General features: G+C 71.5%; 18 protein-coding genes. 13 read left to right on the forward strand and 5 right to left on the reverse strand.

Annotated features, from left to right (window positions below):
- The first annotated feature begins 174 nt into the window (after window positions 1–174).
- The 3 genes from C3E78_RS10595 (at window position 175) to C3E78_RS10605 (ending at window position 3,201) form a co-directional block, all read left to right on the forward strand.
- A complete protein-coding gene (locus tag C3E78_RS10595; protein WP_108578254.1) occupies window positions 175–933 on the forward strand; it encodes a sirohydrochlorin chelatase in 759 nt (252 codons plus the stop codon).
- 145 nt (window positions 934–1,078) lie between these two features.
- Window positions 1,079–2,146 carry an acyltransferase family protein gene (locus tag C3E78_RS10600; protein ID WP_108578255.1) on the forward strand — a complete coding sequence of 356 codons (1,068 nt, stop codon included), beginning with the start codon at window positions 1,079–1,081 and terminating at the stop codon, window positions 2,144–2,146.
- Window positions 2,143–3,201 (forward strand): AbrB family transcriptional regulator, encoded by a 1,059-nt coding sequence (locus tag C3E78_RS10605; RefSeq protein ID WP_108578256.1) that lies wholly within the window; start codon window positions 2,143–2,145, stop codon window positions 3,199–3,201. Before C3E78_RS10600 ends, C3E78_RS10605 begins: the two co-directional genes overlap by 4 nt.
- Here the strand turns inward: C3E78_RS10605 and C3E78_RS10610 are convergent, their stop codons facing one another.
- Entirely contained in the window at window positions 3,202–4,038 is an 837-nt protein-coding gene (locus tag C3E78_RS10610; protein WP_108578257.1) for a PPK2 family polyphosphate kinase, read from the reverse strand.
- Window positions 4,039–4,106: 68 nt separating this feature from the next.
- Between C3E78_RS10610 and C3E78_RS10615 the strand changes: the two genes are divergently transcribed.
- The 4 genes from C3E78_RS10615 to msrB are packed head-to-tail and all read left to right on the forward strand — an operon-like array spanning window position 4,107 to window position 6,092.
- Window positions 4,107–4,436 (forward strand): response regulator transcription factor, encoded by a 330-nt coding sequence (locus C3E78_RS10615; RefSeq protein WP_108578258.1) that lies wholly within the window; start codon window positions 4,107–4,109, stop codon window positions 4,434–4,436.
- Between the two features lie 9 nt (window positions 4,437–4,445).
- On the forward strand, window positions 4,446–5,096 hold the full coding sequence (locus C3E78_RS10620; RefSeq protein ID WP_108578259.1) for a pyrimidine reductase family protein: 651 nt from the start codon (window positions 4,446–4,448) through the stop codon (window positions 5,094–5,096).
- Window positions 5,097–5,134: 38 nt separating this feature from the next.
- On the forward strand, window positions 5,135–5,623 hold the full coding sequence (locus C3E78_RS10625; protein ID WP_108578260.1) for a hypothetical protein: 489 nt from the start codon (window positions 5,135–5,137) through the stop codon (window positions 5,621–5,623).
- A 40-nt stretch (window positions 5,624–5,663) separates the two neighbouring features.
- Window positions 5,664–6,092, forward strand: coding sequence for a peptide-methionine (R)-S-oxide reductase MsrB (msrB, locus tag C3E78_RS10630; RefSeq protein ID WP_108578261.1), 429 nt, complete (start codon window positions 5,664–5,666; stop codon window positions 6,090–6,092).
- Between the two features lie 84 nt (window positions 6,093–6,176).
- On the opposite strand, the gene hemQ is transcribed toward msrB, so the two are convergent.
- The 3 genes from hemQ to hemE are packed head-to-tail and all read right to left on the reverse strand — an operon-like array spanning window position 6,177 to window position 9,264.
- Entirely contained in the window at window positions 6,177–6,890 is a 714-nt protein-coding gene (gene hemQ, locus C3E78_RS10635) for a hydrogen peroxide-dependent heme synthase (RefSeq protein WP_108578262.1), read from the reverse strand.
- Window positions 6,887–8,218, reverse strand: a complete 1,332-nt coding sequence (hemG, locus tag C3E78_RS10640) for a protoporphyrinogen oxidase (RefSeq protein WP_108578263.1) — start codon at window positions 8,216–8,218, stop codon at window positions 6,887–6,889. Before hemG ends, hemQ begins: the two co-directional genes overlap by 4 nt.
- Before the next feature lie 2 nt (window positions 8,219–8,220).
- On the reverse strand, window positions 8,221–9,264 hold the full coding sequence (gene hemE, locus C3E78_RS10645) for a uroporphyrinogen decarboxylase (protein ID WP_108578264.1): 1,044 nt from the start codon (window positions 9,262–9,264) through the stop codon (window positions 8,221–8,223).
- Between the two features lie 67 nt (window positions 9,265–9,331).
- Between hemE and C3E78_RS10650 the strand changes: the two genes are divergently transcribed.
- The 4 genes from C3E78_RS10650 to C3E78_RS10665 are packed head-to-tail and all read left to right on the forward strand — an operon-like array spanning window position 9,332 to window position 12,762.
- Window positions 9,332–9,925, forward strand: a complete 594-nt coding sequence (locus tag C3E78_RS10650) for a DUF3000 domain-containing protein (protein ID WP_108578265.1) — start codon at window positions 9,332–9,334, stop codon at window positions 9,923–9,925.
- Window positions 9,922–11,193: an HRDC domain-containing protein gene (locus C3E78_RS10655; protein WP_108578266.1), complete on the forward strand. Its 1,272-nt coding sequence runs from the start codon at window positions 9,922–9,924 to the stop codon at window positions 11,191–11,193. The genes C3E78_RS10650 and C3E78_RS10655 overlap by 4 nt, the downstream gene beginning before the upstream one ends.
- Window positions 11,194–11,247: 54 nt before the next feature.
- Window positions 11,248–12,120 (forward strand): iron uptake transporter permease EfeU, encoded by an 873-nt coding sequence (gene efeU, locus C3E78_RS10660; RefSeq protein ID WP_108578267.1) that lies wholly within the window; start codon window positions 11,248–11,250, stop codon window positions 12,118–12,120.
- A gap of 51 nt (window positions 12,121–12,171) precedes the next feature.
- Entirely contained in the window at window positions 12,172–12,762 is a 591-nt protein-coding gene (locus C3E78_RS10665; RefSeq protein ID WP_108578268.1) for a hypothetical protein, read from the forward strand.
- A 308-nt stretch (window positions 12,763–13,070) separates the two neighbouring features.
- On the opposite strand, the gene C3E78_RS10670 is transcribed toward C3E78_RS10665, so the two are convergent.
- Window positions 13,071–14,048 carry an aldo/keto reductase gene (locus C3E78_RS10670; RefSeq protein ID WP_108578269.1) on the reverse strand — a complete coding sequence of 326 codons (978 nt, stop codon included), beginning with the start codon at window positions 14,046–14,048 and terminating at the stop codon, window positions 13,071–13,073.
- Between the two features lie 74 nt (window positions 14,049–14,122).
- On the opposite strand from C3E78_RS10670, the gene C3E78_RS10675 reads away from it, so the two are divergent.
- Both C3E78_RS10675 and secD read left to right on the forward strand, forming a co-directional pair.
- Window positions 14,123–14,467: a hypothetical protein gene (locus tag C3E78_RS10675; protein ID WP_159085868.1), complete on the forward strand. Its 345-nt coding sequence runs from the start codon at window positions 14,123–14,125 to the stop codon at window positions 14,465–14,467.
- Between the two features lie 55 nt (window positions 14,468–14,522).
- The gene (gene secD, locus C3E78_RS10680; protein WP_108578271.1) at window positions 14,523–16,823 is read left to right on the forward strand and encodes a protein translocase subunit SecD; all 2,301 of its coding nucleotides are present in this window, start codon (window positions 14,523–14,525) and stop codon (window positions 16,821–16,823) included.
- Window positions 16,824–16,891: the final 68 nt, after the last annotated feature.

Genomic DNA, 16,891 nt, shown 5'->3' on the forward strand with positions numbered 1-16,891 from the left:
CTGCCCGTACTGCGCCGACGAGAACTTGCGGCCGCACGGCGAGACGCACGGTGAGTGGGAGTGTCGCTCCTGCCTGAGGGCGTTCCGGCTCGGCTTCATCGGCCAGCTGTCCCCCACCGACCTGACCACCACAGCACCACCACCCGCAGCACCATCTGGAAGGAGGCAAGCATCATGACCGCACCAGCACTCATCGCTCTTGCGCACGGCAGCACCGATCCGCGTTCTGCCCAGACCATCACAGCCCTCACGGAGATGGTCGCGTGCATGCGGCCCGACCTCCGTGTCCAGCCGGCGTTCCTCGACCACGTGGGCCCGTCGTTCGACGAGGCCGTCGACCAGCTGGTGGCCGAGGGCCACCAGGAGATCGTCGTCGTCCCGCTCCTGCTGAGCGTCGCGTTCCACGCCAACGTGGACGTGCCCAAGGCGGTCGCGGGCGCACTGGCCCGCCACGACGGCATCAAGGTGCACGCGACCAACGTCCTCGGCATCGAGGCAGCGTTCTTCCACGTGCTCGACAAGCGTCTGCGTGAGGCGCTGTCCAAGAACCGGGTGCGTGAGCTCGACGCGCTGGTCCTGGCCGGCGCGGGCTCGTCCGACCCGATCGCCAACGCCGCGATCTCCCGGGCGGCCCGCGCGTGGGGCTCGCACCACAAGCTGCCGACGATCGCCGCGTTCGCGTCGAGCGTCCCGCCGGCCGCCGGCGAGGCCGTCCGTCAGCACCGCGCCGACGGACGCCGCCACATCGCCGTGGGGCAGCTCTTCCTCGCGCCGGGCGTCCTGCCCGACCGGGTGACCGAGCTCGCGTACGAGGCGGGCGCCGTCGCGGTCGCCGAGCCGCTGGGCGTCGACGTCGAGGTCGCCCGGGTGATCCTCGCCCGGTACGCCGTCGGCGCCGTCGACCTCGTCCCGCTCGAGGCGCTCTTCGCCTGATCCGGCCCGTGGTCCTGTCGCCGGCGCTCGCCTCGACAGGGCCACGGACCGTGGCACCTGCGACTGAGCCACCCGGTCCCTCCGGTGGGCAGATCGGCCCTCCAGAGCGATCCGCGGCGGATCGGGCGCTCCTAGCGTCGAGGTCATGCCTGACCTCCGCACGCCCCGACCCCGCGAGACCTGGCCGGACGTCGCCAAGGGCGTCTGCATCCTGCTGGTGGTCCTGTGGCACGTCGTCGCCAAGCACTACCAGCAGGTGGACTGGGACACCTCGCTCCCGGTCTCCGGCGCCTGGGGCACCCTCGGCGAGCAGCTGCTCACGTTGCGCATGCCGCTGTTCTTCACGGTCTCGGGCCTGTTCGCCGTCAGCGCGGTCGGCCGCCCGTGGCGGGTGCTGGCCCGCACCCGGGTCGCGAAGTTCGGCTACCTCTACGTCGTGTGGCTGCTGATCCACACCGCCGTCCTGACGCAGGCGCCGTCGTTCGACACCGCGCGTGCCCGCGGCGTGGGTGAGCTGGTCGAGGAGCTCACGATCAGCCCGACGAACCTCTGGTACCTGCTGGCGCTGGCGCTGTACTTCGTCGTCGCACGCGTGACCCGGCGTGTGCCGACCGCGTGGCTGCTCGCCGCCGCGTTCCTTCTCTCGGCGGTGGCTGCCGCGCACCTCGTCCCGGTCCCGGGCAACCGCGGGCAGGTGCTGCAGAACCTCGCCTTCTTCCTCGCGGGACTCCGGCTGCGACCCGCCATCGAGGCGTACGCCCGCACCACGACCACGCCGCGCGCGGGCCTCGCCGCTCTCGCGTACGCCGTCGCACTGGGTCTCATGGCGCTGCTCGGTGCCCAGCGGTGGTTCGGCGTGTGGCCGCTCGTCTCCGTCCTGGCGACCGCGTGCGGGGTCGCCGCGGCTGTCCTGGCGTCCCGCCACCTCCCCCGGACCACCCGCGCGCTGGGCGGGCTCGGCACCCGCACGCTGCCGATCTACGTCATGCACCTGCCGCTGCTCGCGGTGCTGGACCGGCTGCTCGACGGACCCCTGCGGGCGCTCGAACCCCGCGTGACGGTGCTGGCCGTCGTGGAGCCTGCGCTGCTCACCGCCGTCCTGGTCGGGGTCTGCCTGCTGCTGCACCGGGTGCTGCTCCGTGCCCACCTGACCGCGCTGTTCGCGCTGCCGTCGCGGCGCGGCTCTCGAACAGGATCTACGTTGGGTGCGTGAGCGCCCGTCCGACCCGCGAGTCCGCGGTCTCGTGGATCATCCTGGCGACGCTGGTGGCGGGCGTCTCGATACTCCTGACCATCGCCGGCTTCCCGTCCGCGCTGCTGTTCGGCGGACTGCTCGGGGGGCTCGTCTTCGCCCTCGCGACGGGCCGGACGGTCGCGGTGCCCGGGTGGACCTTCACGATCGCGCAGGCGATCATCGGCGTCACGGTCGGCGCGTCCGTGGACCTCGACGTCCTCGCCGACCTGGGGAGTGACTGGCCTGCCGTCATCGTCATCTCGGTCGTCACGCTGCTGCTGAGCGTGCTCGCCGGTCAGCTGCTGCGGCTGCACCGCGGCGTCACCCCCGTCACGGCGTCGTTCGCCTCGGTGGCCGGCGGCGCCTCCGGCATGACCGCGGTCGCGCACGACCTCGGCGCGGACGACCGCGTCGTCACGGTCATCCAGTACCTCCGCGTGCTGGTGGTCCTCCTGGCGATGCCCGCAGCGGTGTCGATGGTCTTCGACGCCGACACCGGGACGGCCGCCGGCGCGGTGTCCCCGGTCACGACCACCGCGGGCGTCGTCTACTCCGTGCTGGCCGTCGGCCTCGGTCTCGTGGCCGGTCGCGTCCTCCACCTGCCGTCCCCCGCCGTGCTGGGCGCCCTGCTGGCCTCCGTCGCGCTCGGCGCCGTCCCCGTGTTCGCGGACGTCGACGTCCCGGTGTGGGTGCAGGCGGTCGGCTTCCTGCTCATCGGTCTGCAGGTCGGGCTGCGGTTCACCCTGGACAGCCTCAAGGCCATCGGCCGGATGCTCCCGACGGCCCTGCTCGTCATCGCGATCATCATCGGGACCTGCGCCGCGTTCGGAGTCCTCCTCGCCGAGCTGACCGGCGTCTCCGAGCTCGACGCCTACCTCGCGACGACCCCCGGCGGGCTGTACGCCGTCCTCGCGACCTCGGCCGACACCGGCGGCAACGTCACGTTCGTGACGGCCGTGCAGATCATCCGGCTGCTGCTCGTGCTGCTCGCGGCCCCGCTGCTGGGTCAGTGGCTGACCCGCCGCGAGCGCTAGCTACATCCGGGCGAGTCGCTTCTTCTCCGCGGCCACGTCGAAGTCCGGCGCCGGCCAGTCGAGGTCCAGGGCGCGGAGCTGCTCGAGCAGCAGGGTCGCGACGGCCCAGTTGCGGTACCACTTGCGCCCGCTCGGCACGAGGTGCCACGGAGCCGCCTCGCCACAGCGCTCGAGCGCGATCTCGTACGCCTCCTGGTAGTCGCTCCACAGCTCGCGCTCGTCGAGGTCGCCGGGACTGTACTTCCAGTACTTGGTCGGGTCGTCGAGGCGTGCGGCCAGCCGGTCCTTCTGGTCGTCCTTGGTGATGTGCAGGAAGCACTTGACCAGGACCCCGCCGGAGTCGGTGAACTTCTGCTCGAACGCGTTGATCGCGTCGTAGCGCCGCTCAAGCTCCTGCGGCGACGCGAGCTCGCGCACCCGGCCGATCAGGACGTCCTCGTAGTGGGAGCGGTCGAAGATGCCGATCATCCCCGGCTCCGGCAGCGCCTTCCTGACCCGCCACAGGAAGTCGTGCTTGAGCTCGGCCGGCGTCGGGCTCTTGAAGGAGGTGATCGCAAGGCCCTGCGGATCGGCCAGGCCGGCCACGTGGCGGACGATCCCGCCCTTGCCTGAGGTGTCCATGCCTTGCAGCACCACGAGCACCCGGGTGCTGCGCGACCCGGTGCGCCCGGCCGCGAACAGCTTCTCCTGCAGGTCGCCCAGCTCGTCGCCGAGCCGGGCGAGCGCCTTCTTCGCATCGGCCTTCTTGCCGTCGAACCCGGTCGTCGCCCGCGAGTCGTACCCCGACAGGTCGATCGGGCCGGACACGGTCAGCTGCGAGCTCAGGGTCGGCGACATGTCCGCAGTATGCCCTCGCGACGCCGCCCGGGGCCAGCGGCTTCCTGCTCAAGGACGCGACCCCCGCGATGCTGTGCGACGCGATCCGCACAGCCCACGCCGGCAACGCGGTCCTCGCCCCCGCCGACCTCACGACCCTGCTGGAGGGGACGTTCCGCGAGCGGCGGGCGGTCCCCGCCGGGTACGCCGACCTGACCGACCGCGAGCGCGAGGTGCTCGCCGCGGTGGCCCGCGGACTCAGCAACGCCGAGATCGCGGAGGAGATCTTCTCCAGCGAGTCGACCGGCAAGACCCACGTCGGCGGGATCCTGCGCAAGCTCGGGCTGCGTGACCGGGTGCAGATCGTGGTCTTCTCGCACGAGCACGGGCTGACGCCGTCCGAGCGCCGTACGTCCTAGGGTGGGTGCGTGACTCCCGACGACGACGAGATCCGCCGGCTGTACGCCTACCCCGCGTCGGACCGTCCCTGGGTGCGCACCAACTTCGTCGCGACCCTTGACGGTGCCGCCCACGACGCGGGCGGCCGCTCCGGTCCCCTCGGCGGCGACGTCGACACCCACGTCTTCGGCATCCTGCGCTCCCTGGCCGACGTGGTCGTGGTGGGCGCCGGCACCGCACGCACCGAGGGCTACGGCCCGGCCGGCGTCCCGATCGCGGTGGTGAGCCGCAGCCTCGACGTGCCGGAGGCGCTCGTCGTCCCGGGCCACATCGTCATCACGACCGCGGACGCGCCGGCCGACCGGTTGGCCCGCCTCCGCTCGACTCTCGACGTCATCGCCGCGGGAGACGGCGAGATCGACTGGCCGGCCGTGCTGGACGAGCTGGCCTCCCGGGGTCTCCGCCACGTCCTCTGCGAGGGCGGACCCACGCTGCACGGCGACCTCGTCGGCCTGGACCTCGTCGACGAGGTGTGCCTCACGATCGCCCCCGTCCTCGCGGCGGGCGGCGCGCCCCGGATCGCCCACGGCCCGCAGGCGGTCGACCGTCCCATGACGCTCGGGCACGCGCTGGACGTCGACGGCGTCCTGCTCACCCGATGGGTGCGCGACCGCACCTAGCTCACCCGTACGCTGGCACCAACGAAGGGACACCGCACATGTACGACGTGGCACTGCTCATCGAGCGCGAGCTCAACGACCTCGACGCCGACCAGATCATCGCCCTGCACGAGGGGCTCGACGACACCGTCCGCTACCACCTGCTGCTGCCGGTGGAGAACGACGCGACCGTGCTGGCCTCCTCGATGGGCGCCCTGGGCGGGCAGGTGGTGCCGCTGACCGAGCCGGGCGACCTCGACGAGGTGCAGCACCACGTCGTCAGCGCCGGCCAGGACGAGCTCGACGCGAGCGCCGCGCTGCTGGTCGAGCGAGGTCAGCAGGTCACGGTGACGCTGACCGAGGACGATCCCATCGACGCGCTGCTCGCGCTCGTGAAGGACACCGGGTCGTCGGAGGTCATCATCCTCACGCAGCCACACCTCGTGAAGGAGTTCCTGCAGCTCGACTGGACCTCGCGCGCGAAGCGCAAGCTCGACGTCCCGAGCGTCCACCTGCTCGAGCACGTGCCGTTCGACGCCCAGCGCTGAGCGGCCCGTCCCGACTGGGCCGCCCCCGTACGCTGGGGGCATGACCCAGCAGAGCGACAAGACGTACGCCGTCGACAAGACCGACGAGCAGTGGAAGGCCGAGCTCAGCCCGGCCGAGTACCAGGTCCTGCGCCAGGCCGGCACCGAACGCCCCTTCACGTCGTCCTACGAGACGGACCCGACGGTCGGCGTGTACGCGTGCCGCGCCTGCGGGACCGAGCTGTTCCGCAGCGAGACCAAGTTCGACGCCCACTGCGGCTGGCCGGCGTTCTACGCCCCGCTCGCCGAGGACCGGGTCGAGTACATCGAGGACCGCTCGCTGTTCGGCGGCGTCCGCACCGAGGTCCGTTGCGCGAACTGCGGCTCCCACCTCGGGCACGTGTTCGAGGGCGAGGGCTTCGCGACCCCGACCGACCAGCGTTACTGCATCAACGGCATCAGCCTGACCCTGCAGCCCGACGCCCAGTAGCCCCCACCCCGCTGGGCCTGACGTTCTGACCGACACGCCGACGGCGTGTCTGCACAAACGTCAGGCCCAGCGGGGCTGCGGGGTCTAGGGCCAGAGGGACGTGAGCTCGGTGACCGTGTGCGCCTTGCCGGTGTAGAACGGGATCTCCTCGCGCACGTGCCGACGCGCCTCGGTCGCGCGCAGCTCGCGCATCAGGTCGACGATGCGGTGCAGCTCATCGGCCTCGAAGGCCAGCATCCACTCGTAGTCGCCGAGGGCGAACGAGGCCACGGTGTTGGCGCGCACGTCCGGGTAGTCCCGGGCGGCCATGCCGTGCTCCTTGAGGATGGCGCGGCGCTCGTCGTCGGGCAGCAGATACCACTCGTACGACCGCACGAACGGGTACACGCAGACGTACGCGCGCACCTGCTCCTCGGCCATGAAGGCCGGGATGTGCGAGCGGTTGAACTCCGCCGGCCGGTGCAGCGCCATCTGCGACCAGACCGGGGCCATGCGCGAGCCGAGTGCCGTGCGGCGGAACGCGTTGTAGGCCGCCTGGAGCGCCTCGCTCGTCGATGCGTGCCACCAGATCATCAGGTCGGCGTCGGCGCGCAGGCCACTGACGTCGTAGGTGCCGCGGACGATGGTGTCCTCCGCTGCGAGCTTGGCGATCAGCGCATCGACCTCGGCGGCCTCGGCCTGCCGGTCGGCGTCGCCGAGCACGCGGTCCAGGCGGAACACCGACCACATCGTGTAGCGGATGGTCTCGTTGATGTCCTTGGCGAGCTTGCCCTTGTTGGGGATCGGCGCAGCAGTCATGAGGCCATTGTCCCAGCGTCGAGCAACCGGCGGGCAGCAGCCCGTCCCGACGCGATCACGGCGGGGATGCCCACCCCGCGGTAGGCGGCGCCGCAGACCTCGAGGCCCGGGACCTCGGCGACGGACCGCTCGATCGTCTCGACCCGGTCCAGGTGCCCGACGTCGTACTGCGGCAGTCCCCCGCCCCACCGGTGGACGACCTGGTCCATCGGGTCGGGCAGGGCGCCGAACGCCTGGCGCAGGTCGGCGAGCGCCCGGGCCGCGAGGTCGGCGTCGTTGTACTGAAGGAGCGTGGACTCGCCGGCACGTCCCACCGACGTGCGGATGACGGTGCGGCCCGAGGCGCCGACCCAGCCCCACTTGTTGGACGACACCGTGGCCGCCTTGATGAACGTGCCGTCGACGGGCGGGACGAGGAACCCCGACCCCTCGGGCACCTCGGCGTCGTCCAGCACGAAGGTGATGATGGCCATGCTGGCGTAGTCGATCGCCGCGAGGGCGAACGCCGCTGCGGGGGCGTCGACCGCGAGCAGCCGTGCCGCGGCGGGTGCGGGGGCCGCGACCACGACGGCGTCGGCGTGGATGGTCTCGACGTCGGTCGTCGGGCCGACCGACAGCCGCCATCCGTCGCCGGCACGCGCGACGGCGCGCACGGTCGCGTCGAGCCGCACCTCGATGCCCGGGGTCGCGGCGACAGCGGCCGGCAGTTGGCCGATGCCGCCGACGAGCCCGGCGAAGACCGGTCCGGTCCTGGTCGCGGCGGCCCGGTTCGCCGCAGCGGCCGCGATGAGGTCCTCCCCCAGGCCCGCGATCTGCGGTGTGGTCGCCCGCAGCGACAGGTGGTCGGTGGTCCCGGCGTAGACGCCGCCCAACAGCGGCTCCACGAGCCGGTCCAGCACGTCACGGCCCAGGCGCTCGGTGACGAACTCCGCGACCGAGACGTCGTGGTCCGGCACGGGCAGGAGCCGGGGCGTCTGCAGCTCCGCGATGCCGGAGGCGGCCAGCGCGGCGGGATCGGCGGGGATGCCCATCACCGTGGGCGGCATCGGGCGCAGCGCACCGTGGGTCCAGATCGCGGCGGTCGTCGTGGCGGGGTGGACGACCCGGTCGTCGAGACCGACCGCGTGGATCAGGTCGAGGCCCTCGGGACGACGCGCGAGGACGGACTCCGCGCCCAGGTCGAGGGTGAGGCCGCCGACCTCGCCGAGGCGGAGCTTGCCGCCGAGACGGTCGGACCCCTCCAGCACGACGGCCTCGGCGCCCGAGGACGCGAGCTCGTACGCGGCGGCCAACCCGGCCATGCCTCCACCGACGACGGCGACCTTCATGACTACGCCGTCTCGTAGCCGTGGACGAAGTCGACCAGCCGGGCCAACGCGTCGGGGTCGGTCGCCGGCAGCACGCCGTGGCCGAGGTTGAACACGTGTCCCTTCGCGGCGCGGCCGGCCTCGATGACCTCCGCGGCGCGCGCCTGCATGAACTCGGTCGGCGCGAACACGACGGTCGGGTCGAGATTGCCCTGGACGGCCTTGTCGGGACCGATGCGGCGCACGGCCTCGTCGAGCGGCACGCGCCAGTCCACGCCGACGACGTCCGCCCCGGCGTCGCCCATCGAGTGCAGCAGCTCGCCGGTGCCGACGCCGAAGTGGATGCGGGGGACGTCGAGGTCCGCGACCGACGCGAGCACCGTGGCCGAGTGCGGCTTGACGTACGTCTCGTAGTCGGCGAGCGAGAGCGCCCCGGCCCAGGAGTCGAACAGCTGGATCGCCGACGCGCCGGCCTCGACCTGCGCCCGCAGGAACTGGCTCGCGATCGCGGCCATGCGCGCCAGCAGCGCGTGCCACAGCTCGGGGTCGGAGTACATCAGCTGCTTGGTCAGGCGGTGGTCCCGCGACGGTCCGCCCTCGACGAGGTAGGACGCGAGGGTGAACGGCGCCCCGGCGAAACCGATCAGCGGAGTGGAGCCGAGCTCGCCGACCAGCGCCGTGACCGCGTCGGTGATCGGCGCGATGTCGTCGGGCTCAATGTCACGGAACTGCTCGAGCTGCGCCTGCGAGCGGATCGGCTCGGCCACGACGGGTCCGGTGCCGGGGACGATGTCCAGGTCGACCCCGATCGCCTTGAGCGGCACCACGATGTCGGAGAAGAAGATCGCCGCGTCGACGCCGTAGCGGCGCACGGGCTGCATCGTGATCTCCACGACCATGTCGGTGCGGAAGCAGGAGTCGAGCATGGTCGTGCCCTCGCGGATCGCCAGGTACTCGGGCAGCGATCGACCGGCCTGGCGCATGAACCAGACGGGGGTGTGCGCGGGACGTTCGCCGCGGCAGGCCTGCAGGAACGCACTGTCGGTCAGGGTAGGGATGCTCACCATGGCAGTCTCTCAGGTCGTGCGGAGTGTCGAGGCCCAGCCCTGACCCGCACGCGCCTACCATCACAGGGTGGGAGTCAGAAGTGAGATCGACCGCACCCCGGCCCAGTTCACGGACGCGGTCGGCCAGGTGCGGCAAGCCGTCCTTCGACCCGAGGTCGTGGTCGACGAGATGCCCGCGCCCCAACGCATCGCCCCGCACGCGTACGCGATGAGCGGCGACGTCGTGGTCAGCGAGGACGAGCTCGGGACCGGTCGCTTCATCCTTCTGCACGACCCGGCCGGCAACGACGCGTGGGGCGGGACGTTCCGCTGCGTCACCTTCGCCCGCGCGGACATCGAGGCCGACATGGCCGCCGACCCGGTCCTGCCCAGCGTCGGCTGGAGCTGGCTGACCGAGGCGCTCGACGCCTTCGGCAGCGCCTACTCCGCGGCGAGTGGCAGCGTCACGGTCGTGCGGTCCGAGGGCTTCGGCGAGATGCAGGAGGACGGCGGCGACGCCCAGATCGAGGTGCGCGCGTCGTGGACCCCGTCGATGCACCAGCCGCCCTCCGACATGGGCGGCCACGCGGCCGCCTGGTCCAACCTGCTGTGCGCGATCGCCGGCCTGCCACCCCTGGCACCCGGCGTCGTCCCGCTGCAGCGCAGGCGTGGTGTGCGTTGAGCACTGATCCGCAGACCGGGCCCGACGACACGAGCAGCGTCCCGGACGAGTCACCCGAGCCCGTCGTCCCCGAGGCGCCGCGCCTGCAGCTGCGCGACCCGCTCCCCCCGGTCGTCGACACCCCCGAGCTGCTGCAGGACACGTGCGAGCGCATCGCCGCCGGCACCGGGCCGATCGCCCTGGACGCCGAGCGCGCCTCCGGCTACCGCTACTCCCAGCGCGCCTACCTGATCCAGATCCGGCGTGAGGGCTCCGGGACGCACCTGGTCGACCCGACGGCGTTCGACAGCCTCGTCCCCCTCGACACCGCCTTCGACGGCAACGAGTGGATCCTGCACGCCGCGACGCAGGACCTCATGTGCCTGGCCGAGGTTGGTCTCTACCCCGAGGCCCTGTTCGACACCGAGCTCGCCGGCCGCCTGCTGAACCTGCCCCGCGTGGGGCTCGCCGCGCTCGTCGAGCACTACCTGGGGCTGAGCCTGGCCAAGGAGTTCTCCGCCGCGGACTGGTCGACCCGTCCCCTGCCCGAGCCGTGGCTGGTCTACGCCGCGCTCGACGTCGAGGTCCTCATCGAGCTGCGCAACCTCATCGACGAGGACCTGCAGAAGGCCGGCAAGCGCGAATGGGCCGCCGAGGAGTTCGAGGCCCTGCTGCTGTTCCAGGGTCCCCCGGAGCGCAAGGAGCCGTGGCGCCGCACGTCCGGCATCCACAAGGCACGCGGACGCCGGGCGCTCGGCCTGGTCCGAGAGCTGTGGGAGACCCGCGACCGCATCGCCGAGCAGCGGGACACCACCCCGGGCCGCATCCTGCCCGACGCCTCGATCCTCGAGCTGGCCACGTCGCCGCCGCAGGACGTCGCCGCGCTCAAGAGCATGCGCATCATGCGCAACCGCGGGCCCCGGCGGTTCGCCAGCGAGTGGTTCGACGCGATCGAGCGCGGTCTGGCGATCGCCGAGATCAAGCTGCCGACCACCAACCAGCGCATCGACGGGCCACCGCCGCCGCGGGCGTGGGCCGACAAGAACCCGGCCGCCGCCGATCGCCTCTCCCGCAGCCGCGAGGTGGTGACCGCACTCGCCGAGGAGCACGACCTGCCGACCGAGAACCTCATCTCGCCGCAGCTGGTCCGCAACCTCGCGTGGGAGCCGCCCGCCGAGATCACGCCCGAGACGGTGGGTGCCGCCCTGCGCGACCAGGGCGCACGCAGGTGGCAGGTGGGGCTTGTCGCCGCACCGCTGGCCGAGGCCCTCGCCGACGTTTCTTCGTGACCTCACAGGACGCTGCCGCCTCGACGCAGGGTTGCCTAGCCTTACACTCGTGAGGTGCTCGCCAACTTCCTCATCGGACTCAGAGAGGGTCTGGAAGCCAGCCTCGTCGTCAGCATCCTGATCGCGTACCTCGTCAAGACCGACCGCCGGCACCACATCCGCTACATCTGGATGGGGATCGCCGCGGCGATCGCGCTGGTCGTGATCGCGTTCACCGCGATCAACCTCGCGATCGGCTCCCTGCCGTTCCGCACGCAGGAGCTCGTCGGCGGCACGCTGTCCATCCTCGCCGCGGGCCTGGTGACCTGGATGATCTTCTGGATGCGGCGCACCGCACGCGGGCTGAAGAAGGAGCTGGAGAGCGAGCTGGCGGACGCCGTCACCCTCGGACCGCTCGCGGTCGCGCTCGTCGCGTTCCTGACCGTGGGGCGCGAGGGGCTCGAGACTGCCGCGATCATGTACGGCACGGTCGCGGACGCCTACACCGCGACGCCGTTCATCGGTGCGGCCGGCGGGCTGCTGGTCGCCGTAGTGCTCGGCTACCTCATCTACCGCGGTGCCATCACCGTGAACCTCGGCAAGTTCTTCACCGTCACGGGCTACCTGCTGATCATCGTGGCGGCCGGCGTGCTGGCGTACGGCATCTACGACCTGCAGGAGGCGCGGTTCCTGCCGCACCTCACCTTCCAGGTCGGCGGCATCTCCCACCTCGGCAACGCGGTCTTCGACATCTCCTCGACCATCCCGCCGGACAGCTGGTACGGCACCCTGCTCAAGGGCACGGTGAACTTCCAGCCCAACCCGTCGTGGCTGCAGGTCATCGGCTGGGCCTGCTACCTCTTCCCCGTGCTGTGGCTGTACTCCCGCAAGCCGGCCGGACCCCCCAGCGGCGCCGCGGCCGACAAGCGCGTCGACGCTGTCCGGTAGTTGTGTCCGCCGCTAACGTGGCTCCATGACCTCGGCACCACACGCGACTCGATGAACGAGTACAAGAAGCCCTCGCTGCCCGGACCTGCCCTCTTCGAGGCGCAGACCGGCGGCAGCGATCCGGCCGAGGTGACCGCCGCCGGTCACCGCATCGCGAACCTGCTCGTCCGGGGTCCGCGCACGGTCGACGACCAGGGACTCGTCGACCGGGTGCTGCACCTCGCCGACGAGGAGGGCCTCGGCGTCATCGCCGAGCTGTGGTCGCACGCGGCGTCCGACAGCCTGGCCGGTGCGCTCTGGCGGCTCTACCTGCTGCGCACCTGGGTGCACCGCCAGCCCGACCAGGCCGCCCGTGAGTTCGCGGCGGGCAAGGCGTACGCCCCGGTGCACGAGGTGCTGGCCGGCGTCGTCGACCCGCCGGGGCCCGACGAGGTCATCGCCCTGGTCGACACCGTCGTCCGCGGCATCGTCGGCTCCCACTTCGACGTCACGCTCGACCGCGCCGCGGCCTTCGCCCACATCGTCGGGGTCGGTCGCGCGCAGCTCGAGGGCGGAGATGCCCAGAGCGCGGCCCGGCTCGTCGACACCGCCCTGCACCTGCGCCGGGCCGCCGAGCTCGACCGTGCCGGCGAGCTGCACTGAGGGTCACACCGTCGGTGCTTGTGTCGTCCGCGGGCTCGGTTAGGCTGGTGGACGCGTCGGGCTGCGGTAGCCCCGGGTCCCAAAATTAGCCGCTTCGAGCGGCCATGCGCCGTGAGGCGCTTCCCAGCCCGGCGTGCCCCTCGTTGTGATCAGGTGGCATGGTCCTCCCGGACCAGATCTGGTCGACTTCGCCCGTTTCGGCCCGTCCTGGCCGTCGTCCCCCATAGCGTGACGACCACGAGGTTGGGAGCGGCCACGATCGCCGACCGGCGTCGATCCAGGGCGAACGCCGGTCGGCTCGGCCGCCCCTACCTCGGGGCGAACGTCGTGTAGGACTGCCGCGGTCGCCCGATCTGCGCCAGCTCCTCCAGGTCCTCGGCCGACGGCACCCACTCGGCCGCGGCGGCATTCGCGGCGACCTGCTCAGGGCGCGTCACTCCCGCGATCACGCTGGAGACCGCGGGCTGGGCGGCCAGCCCTCCGATCGCGAGGTCGAGCAGCGTGATCCCCCGTGCCGACGCGAAGGCCTCGAGCTGCTCGATGCGGTCCCAGTCCGCGGTGCGCAGACGTTCGGTCTGCGACGCCAGCTCGAGCCGGGACCCCGCCGGCGGCGCCTGGTCGCGCCGGTACTTGCCGGTCAGCAGGCCGTACGCCAACGGGTAGTACGGCAGGATCCCGACGCCGAGCGAGAGGCACGCGGGGACGAGCTCGACCTCCGCGGTGCGGTTGTAGAGGGAGTACTCGTTCTGAGCCGTCACGAACGAGGCCAGGCCCTGGGTCCGGGAGATCCACGCCGCGTCGACGACCTGCCAGGCCTGCAGGTTCGAGCAACCGATCGCCCGGACCTTGCCCTCGACCACGAGCTCGTTCATCGCACCCAGCGTCTCCTCCAGCGGGGTCGACGGGTCGGGGGTGTGCAGCTGGTACAGGTCGATGTGGTCGGTGCCGAGGCGTCGCAGGCTCGCCTCGACCGCGGTGCGGACGTACGAGGCGGTCCCACGCCGTCCCCCGTCGTCGCCGTTGACCCCGCCCATGTCCATGCCGAACTTCGTCGCCAGCACGACCTCGTCGCGGCGTCCCGCCAGCGCGGCCCCGAGGAGCGTCTCACTCTCCCCCCGGCCGTACGTGTCCGCGGTGTCGAAGAACGTGACCCCGTGGTCGAGGGCGGCGGCCACCACCGCCGTGGTGCGTTCGGAGTCGATGCGCGTGCCGAACGCGTTGCAACCGATGCCGACCGCCGGGACCGAGATGTCGCTGGAGCCGAGCGTGCGAGAGGAGAGCGTCATGCCAAGCAGCGTAGGCAGCGAGTGCGATCTGCCTCACCTGCGGTGGTGCACCCGGCTCCCGTAGACTTGTCCAGATGATCATGAGCTCCGCGACGCGCAGAACTGCCGCCGTGCTCATGATGGCCCTCGTGGCGGTGCTCCTGGTCGCGACCGGTGGATCGGCCCGCGGTGTCCATCACCGCGTCAGCGCCGGCGCCGGGCATGCCGCGGCCCCGCAGCAGACCGGACGTCAGCTCGACGTCCCCGTCGCGCACCAGCACGACCAACCGTCGTCACACCACCTCGACCTCGCGTCCACCCCGCCGTCACAGGCACCCGGTCTGGCCGACACCGGCTGGGGCCCGGCGAGCACGGACACGACGACGTACGTCGACGCCGCGGGCGTGACACCGACCGGACGGGCGCCGCCGGCTCTCTGAGCTGCGCCCACCCGTCCGACCCACGCCGTCCGGCGTCACCTGCGAAAGTTCTCCCATGTCATCCCGTGCCCCGTTGTGGCGTGCGCTCGCCGCCTTCGCGATCGTCGCCGTCTCGCTCCTGCTCGCCCTGAAGCTCGATGCCAAGCTCGGCCTCGACCTCAAGGGCGGCACCCAGATCGTGTTGGAGACCCGTGACTCCGACCGGGTCAAGGCCGACGCCGAGTCCACCGACCGCGCGCTGAACGTCCTGCGTGGTCGTGTCGACGCCCTCGGCGTCGCCGAGCCGACCCTCGCCCGCTCGGGCGACAAGCGGATCATCATCGAGCTGCCCGGCGTGCAGGACCCGCGCGAAGCGGCCAAGGTGATCGGCCAGACCGCACAGCTGTCGTTCCACGAGGTCCTCGCCGTCCCCGAGGGGGACGCCAAGCCCGGCAAGGGCGAGCGGATCGTCGAGGACGAGGACGGTCGCCCGATCCTGATTGGCAAGCAGCTCCTCGACGGCAACGGCGTCAAGAACGCCAGCGCCGGGCAGAACCAGCAGTCGCTCGGGCAGTGGATCGTCAACATCGACTTCAACAAGGACGGCAGCAGCGGCTGGAAGCAGCTGGTCGCCGACGCCTGCGCCAACCCCGCAGCGGGGCAGCGCATCGCGATCCTGCTCGACAACGACACCATCTCCTCCCCCGCGGTCCAGCCGGACCTGTGCACATCCGGTGGCGGCAGCCAGACCCAGATCACCGGCGACTTCACCTCCGAGACGTCCAAGGACCTCGCGGCACTCATCAAGGGCGGCGCGCTCCCGGTGCCCGTCGAGGTCATCGAGCAGAGGACCGTCGGCCCGACGCTCGGCAAGGTCGCCATCGACGCCTCGATCGAGGCAGCCATCATCGGCATCGTCCTGACTGGCTTGTTCATCATGTTCGTCTACCGGTTGGTCGGCCTGCTCGCCACGATCGCACTCGGCACGTACGCCCTGATCGCGTACGGACTGCTCGTGTGGCTCGGAGCAACGCTCACCCTGCCCGGACTCGCAGGCTTCGTGCTGGCGATCGGCTTGGCGATCGACGCGAACGTCCTCGTCTTCGAACGCGCGCGGGAGGAGTACGCCGAGCGACGTTCGGCGGGCCTCTCCCCCGCGCTGACCACGGGTTTCAACAAGGCCTGGTCGGCGATCCTCGACTCCAACGTCACGACTCTGCTGGCCGCGGCCCTGCTGTTCTTCTTCGCCTCGGGCCCCGTCAAGGGCTTCGGCGTCACGCTGTCGATCGGCGTCGTCGCCTCCATGATCTCGGCCCTGGTGGTCGCGCGCGTCCTGTGCGAGTGGGCGATGCGACGCTCGTTCGTCCGTGACCGTCCGGCGATCAGCGGCCTGGCCGGCACCGGTCGGATCCGCAAGTGGCTGACCGAGAGCGGCCCGGACCTCATGAAGCGCAGCGGCACGTGGATCATCATCACGTTGGTCGTGGCCGTCGTCTCGGTCGGTGGAATCGCGATCCGCGGGCTCAACCTGGGCGTCGAGTTCACCGGCGGACGCCTGCTGGAGTACTCCACGTCCAAGTCCGTGAATGCCGAGGACGCCCGCGTCGCGGTCAGCGATGCCGGGTTCACCCAGGCCGTCGTGCAGTCCTCGTCGGGTGAGGACGGTCGCGAGAACATCAGCGTCCGCCTCGACAACATCACCAACGACGAGGCCGTCGAGATCGAGAACGCGCTCGCGGGCGTCGCCGGCGACGTCGAGAAGGAGCGCGACGAGCTGATCGGGCCGAGCCTCGGCAAGGAGCTGCGTGACAAGGCCCTCATCGCGTTCGCGATCGCGGTCGCAGCGCAGATGCTCTACCTGGCCTGGCGGTTCCGTTGGACGTACGCGGCCGCGGCCGTGCTCTCGATGTCCTCGGTGGTGCTGACGGTGGTCGGCGTGTTCGCCTGGTGGGGCAAGCCGATCGACGGCGTGTTCCTGGCGGCGGTGCTGTCGATCATCGGTCTGGCGGTCAACGACACGATCGTGGTGTTCGACCGCATCCGCGAGCACACGAGGGAGAACCGGAAGCGACCACTGCGGGACGTCGTCAACGAGGCGATCCTGCAGACCATCCCCCGCACGATCAACACGGGCCTCGGCGCGATGTTCATCCTGGCGGCGCTCGCCGTCCTCGGTGGGGACTCGCTCACCGACTTCGCGATCGCACTGCTCATCGGGCTCTCGGTCGGCATCCTCTCGACGATCTTCACCGCCTCGGCGCTGGCGGTCGTCCTCGAGGAGCGCTTCCCGCACGACCCGGACGCAGCGCCGAAGAAGGTCATCGACCCGTACGCCTCGGTCGACGACGGCAGGAACACCACGGGGGCCGTCGTCTGACGGGTGCGCGTGCGCGGCGGGCGGGCGCCGTCGTCTGACGGGTGCGCGCCCGCCCGAGCGGGCATATC

The sequence above is a fragment of the Aeromicrobium chenweiae genome (assembly GCF_003065605.1).
GTDB lineage: Bacteria > Actinomycetota > Actinomycetes > Propionibacteriales > Nocardioidaceae > Aeromicrobium > Aeromicrobium chenweiae.

Bases quoted from the DNA above. Each gene is read 5' to 3' on its own strand.
- C3E78_RS10595 (WP_108578254.1), top strand. From the start codon at position 175: ATGACCGCACCAGCACTCATCGCTCTTGCGCACGGCAGCACCGATCCG.
- C3E78_RS10600 (WP_108578255.1), top strand. From the start codon at position 1,079: ATGCCTGACCTCCGCACGCCCCGACCCCGCGAGACCTGGCCGGACGTC.
- C3E78_RS10610 (WP_108578257.1), bottom strand. From the start codon at position 4,038: ATGTCGCCGACCCTGAGCTCGCAGCTGACCGTGTCCGGCCCGATCGAC.
- C3E78_RS10615 (WP_108578258.1), top strand. From the start codon at position 4,107: ATGCTGTGCGACGCGATCCGCACAGCCCACGCCGGCAACGCGGTCCTC.
- C3E78_RS10625 (WP_108578260.1), top strand. From the start codon at position 5,135: ATGTACGACGTGGCACTGCTCATCGAGCGCGAGCTCAACGACCTCGAC.
- msrB (WP_108578261.1), top strand. From the start codon at position 5,664: ATGACCCAGCAGAGCGACAAGACGTACGCCGTCGACAAGACCGACGAG.
- hemQ (WP_108578262.1), bottom strand. From the start codon at position 6,890: ATGACTGCTGCGCCGATCCCCAACAAGGGCAAGCTCGCCAAGGACATC.
- hemG (WP_108578263.1), bottom strand. From the start codon at position 8,218: ATGAAGGTCGCCGTCGTCGGTGGAGGCATGGCCGGGTTGGCCGCCGCG.
- hemE (WP_108578264.1), bottom strand. From the start codon at position 9,264: ATGGTGAGCATCCCTACCCTGACCGACAGTGCGTTCCTGCAGGCCTGC.
- C3E78_RS10665 (WP_108578268.1), top strand. From the start codon at position 12,172: ATGAACGAGTACAAGAAGCCCTCGCTGCCCGGACCTGCCCTCTTCGAG.
- C3E78_RS10670 (WP_108578269.1), bottom strand. From the start codon at position 14,048: ATGACGCTCTCCTCTCGCACGCTCGGCTCCAGCGACATCTCGGTCCCG.
- C3E78_RS10675 (WP_159085868.1), top strand. From the start codon at position 14,123: ATGATCATGAGCTCCGCGACGCGCAGAACTGCCGCCGTGCTCATGATG.
- secD (WP_108578271.1), top strand. From the start codon at position 14,523: ATGTCATCCCGTGCCCCGTTGTGGCGTGCGCTCGCCGCCTTCGCGATC.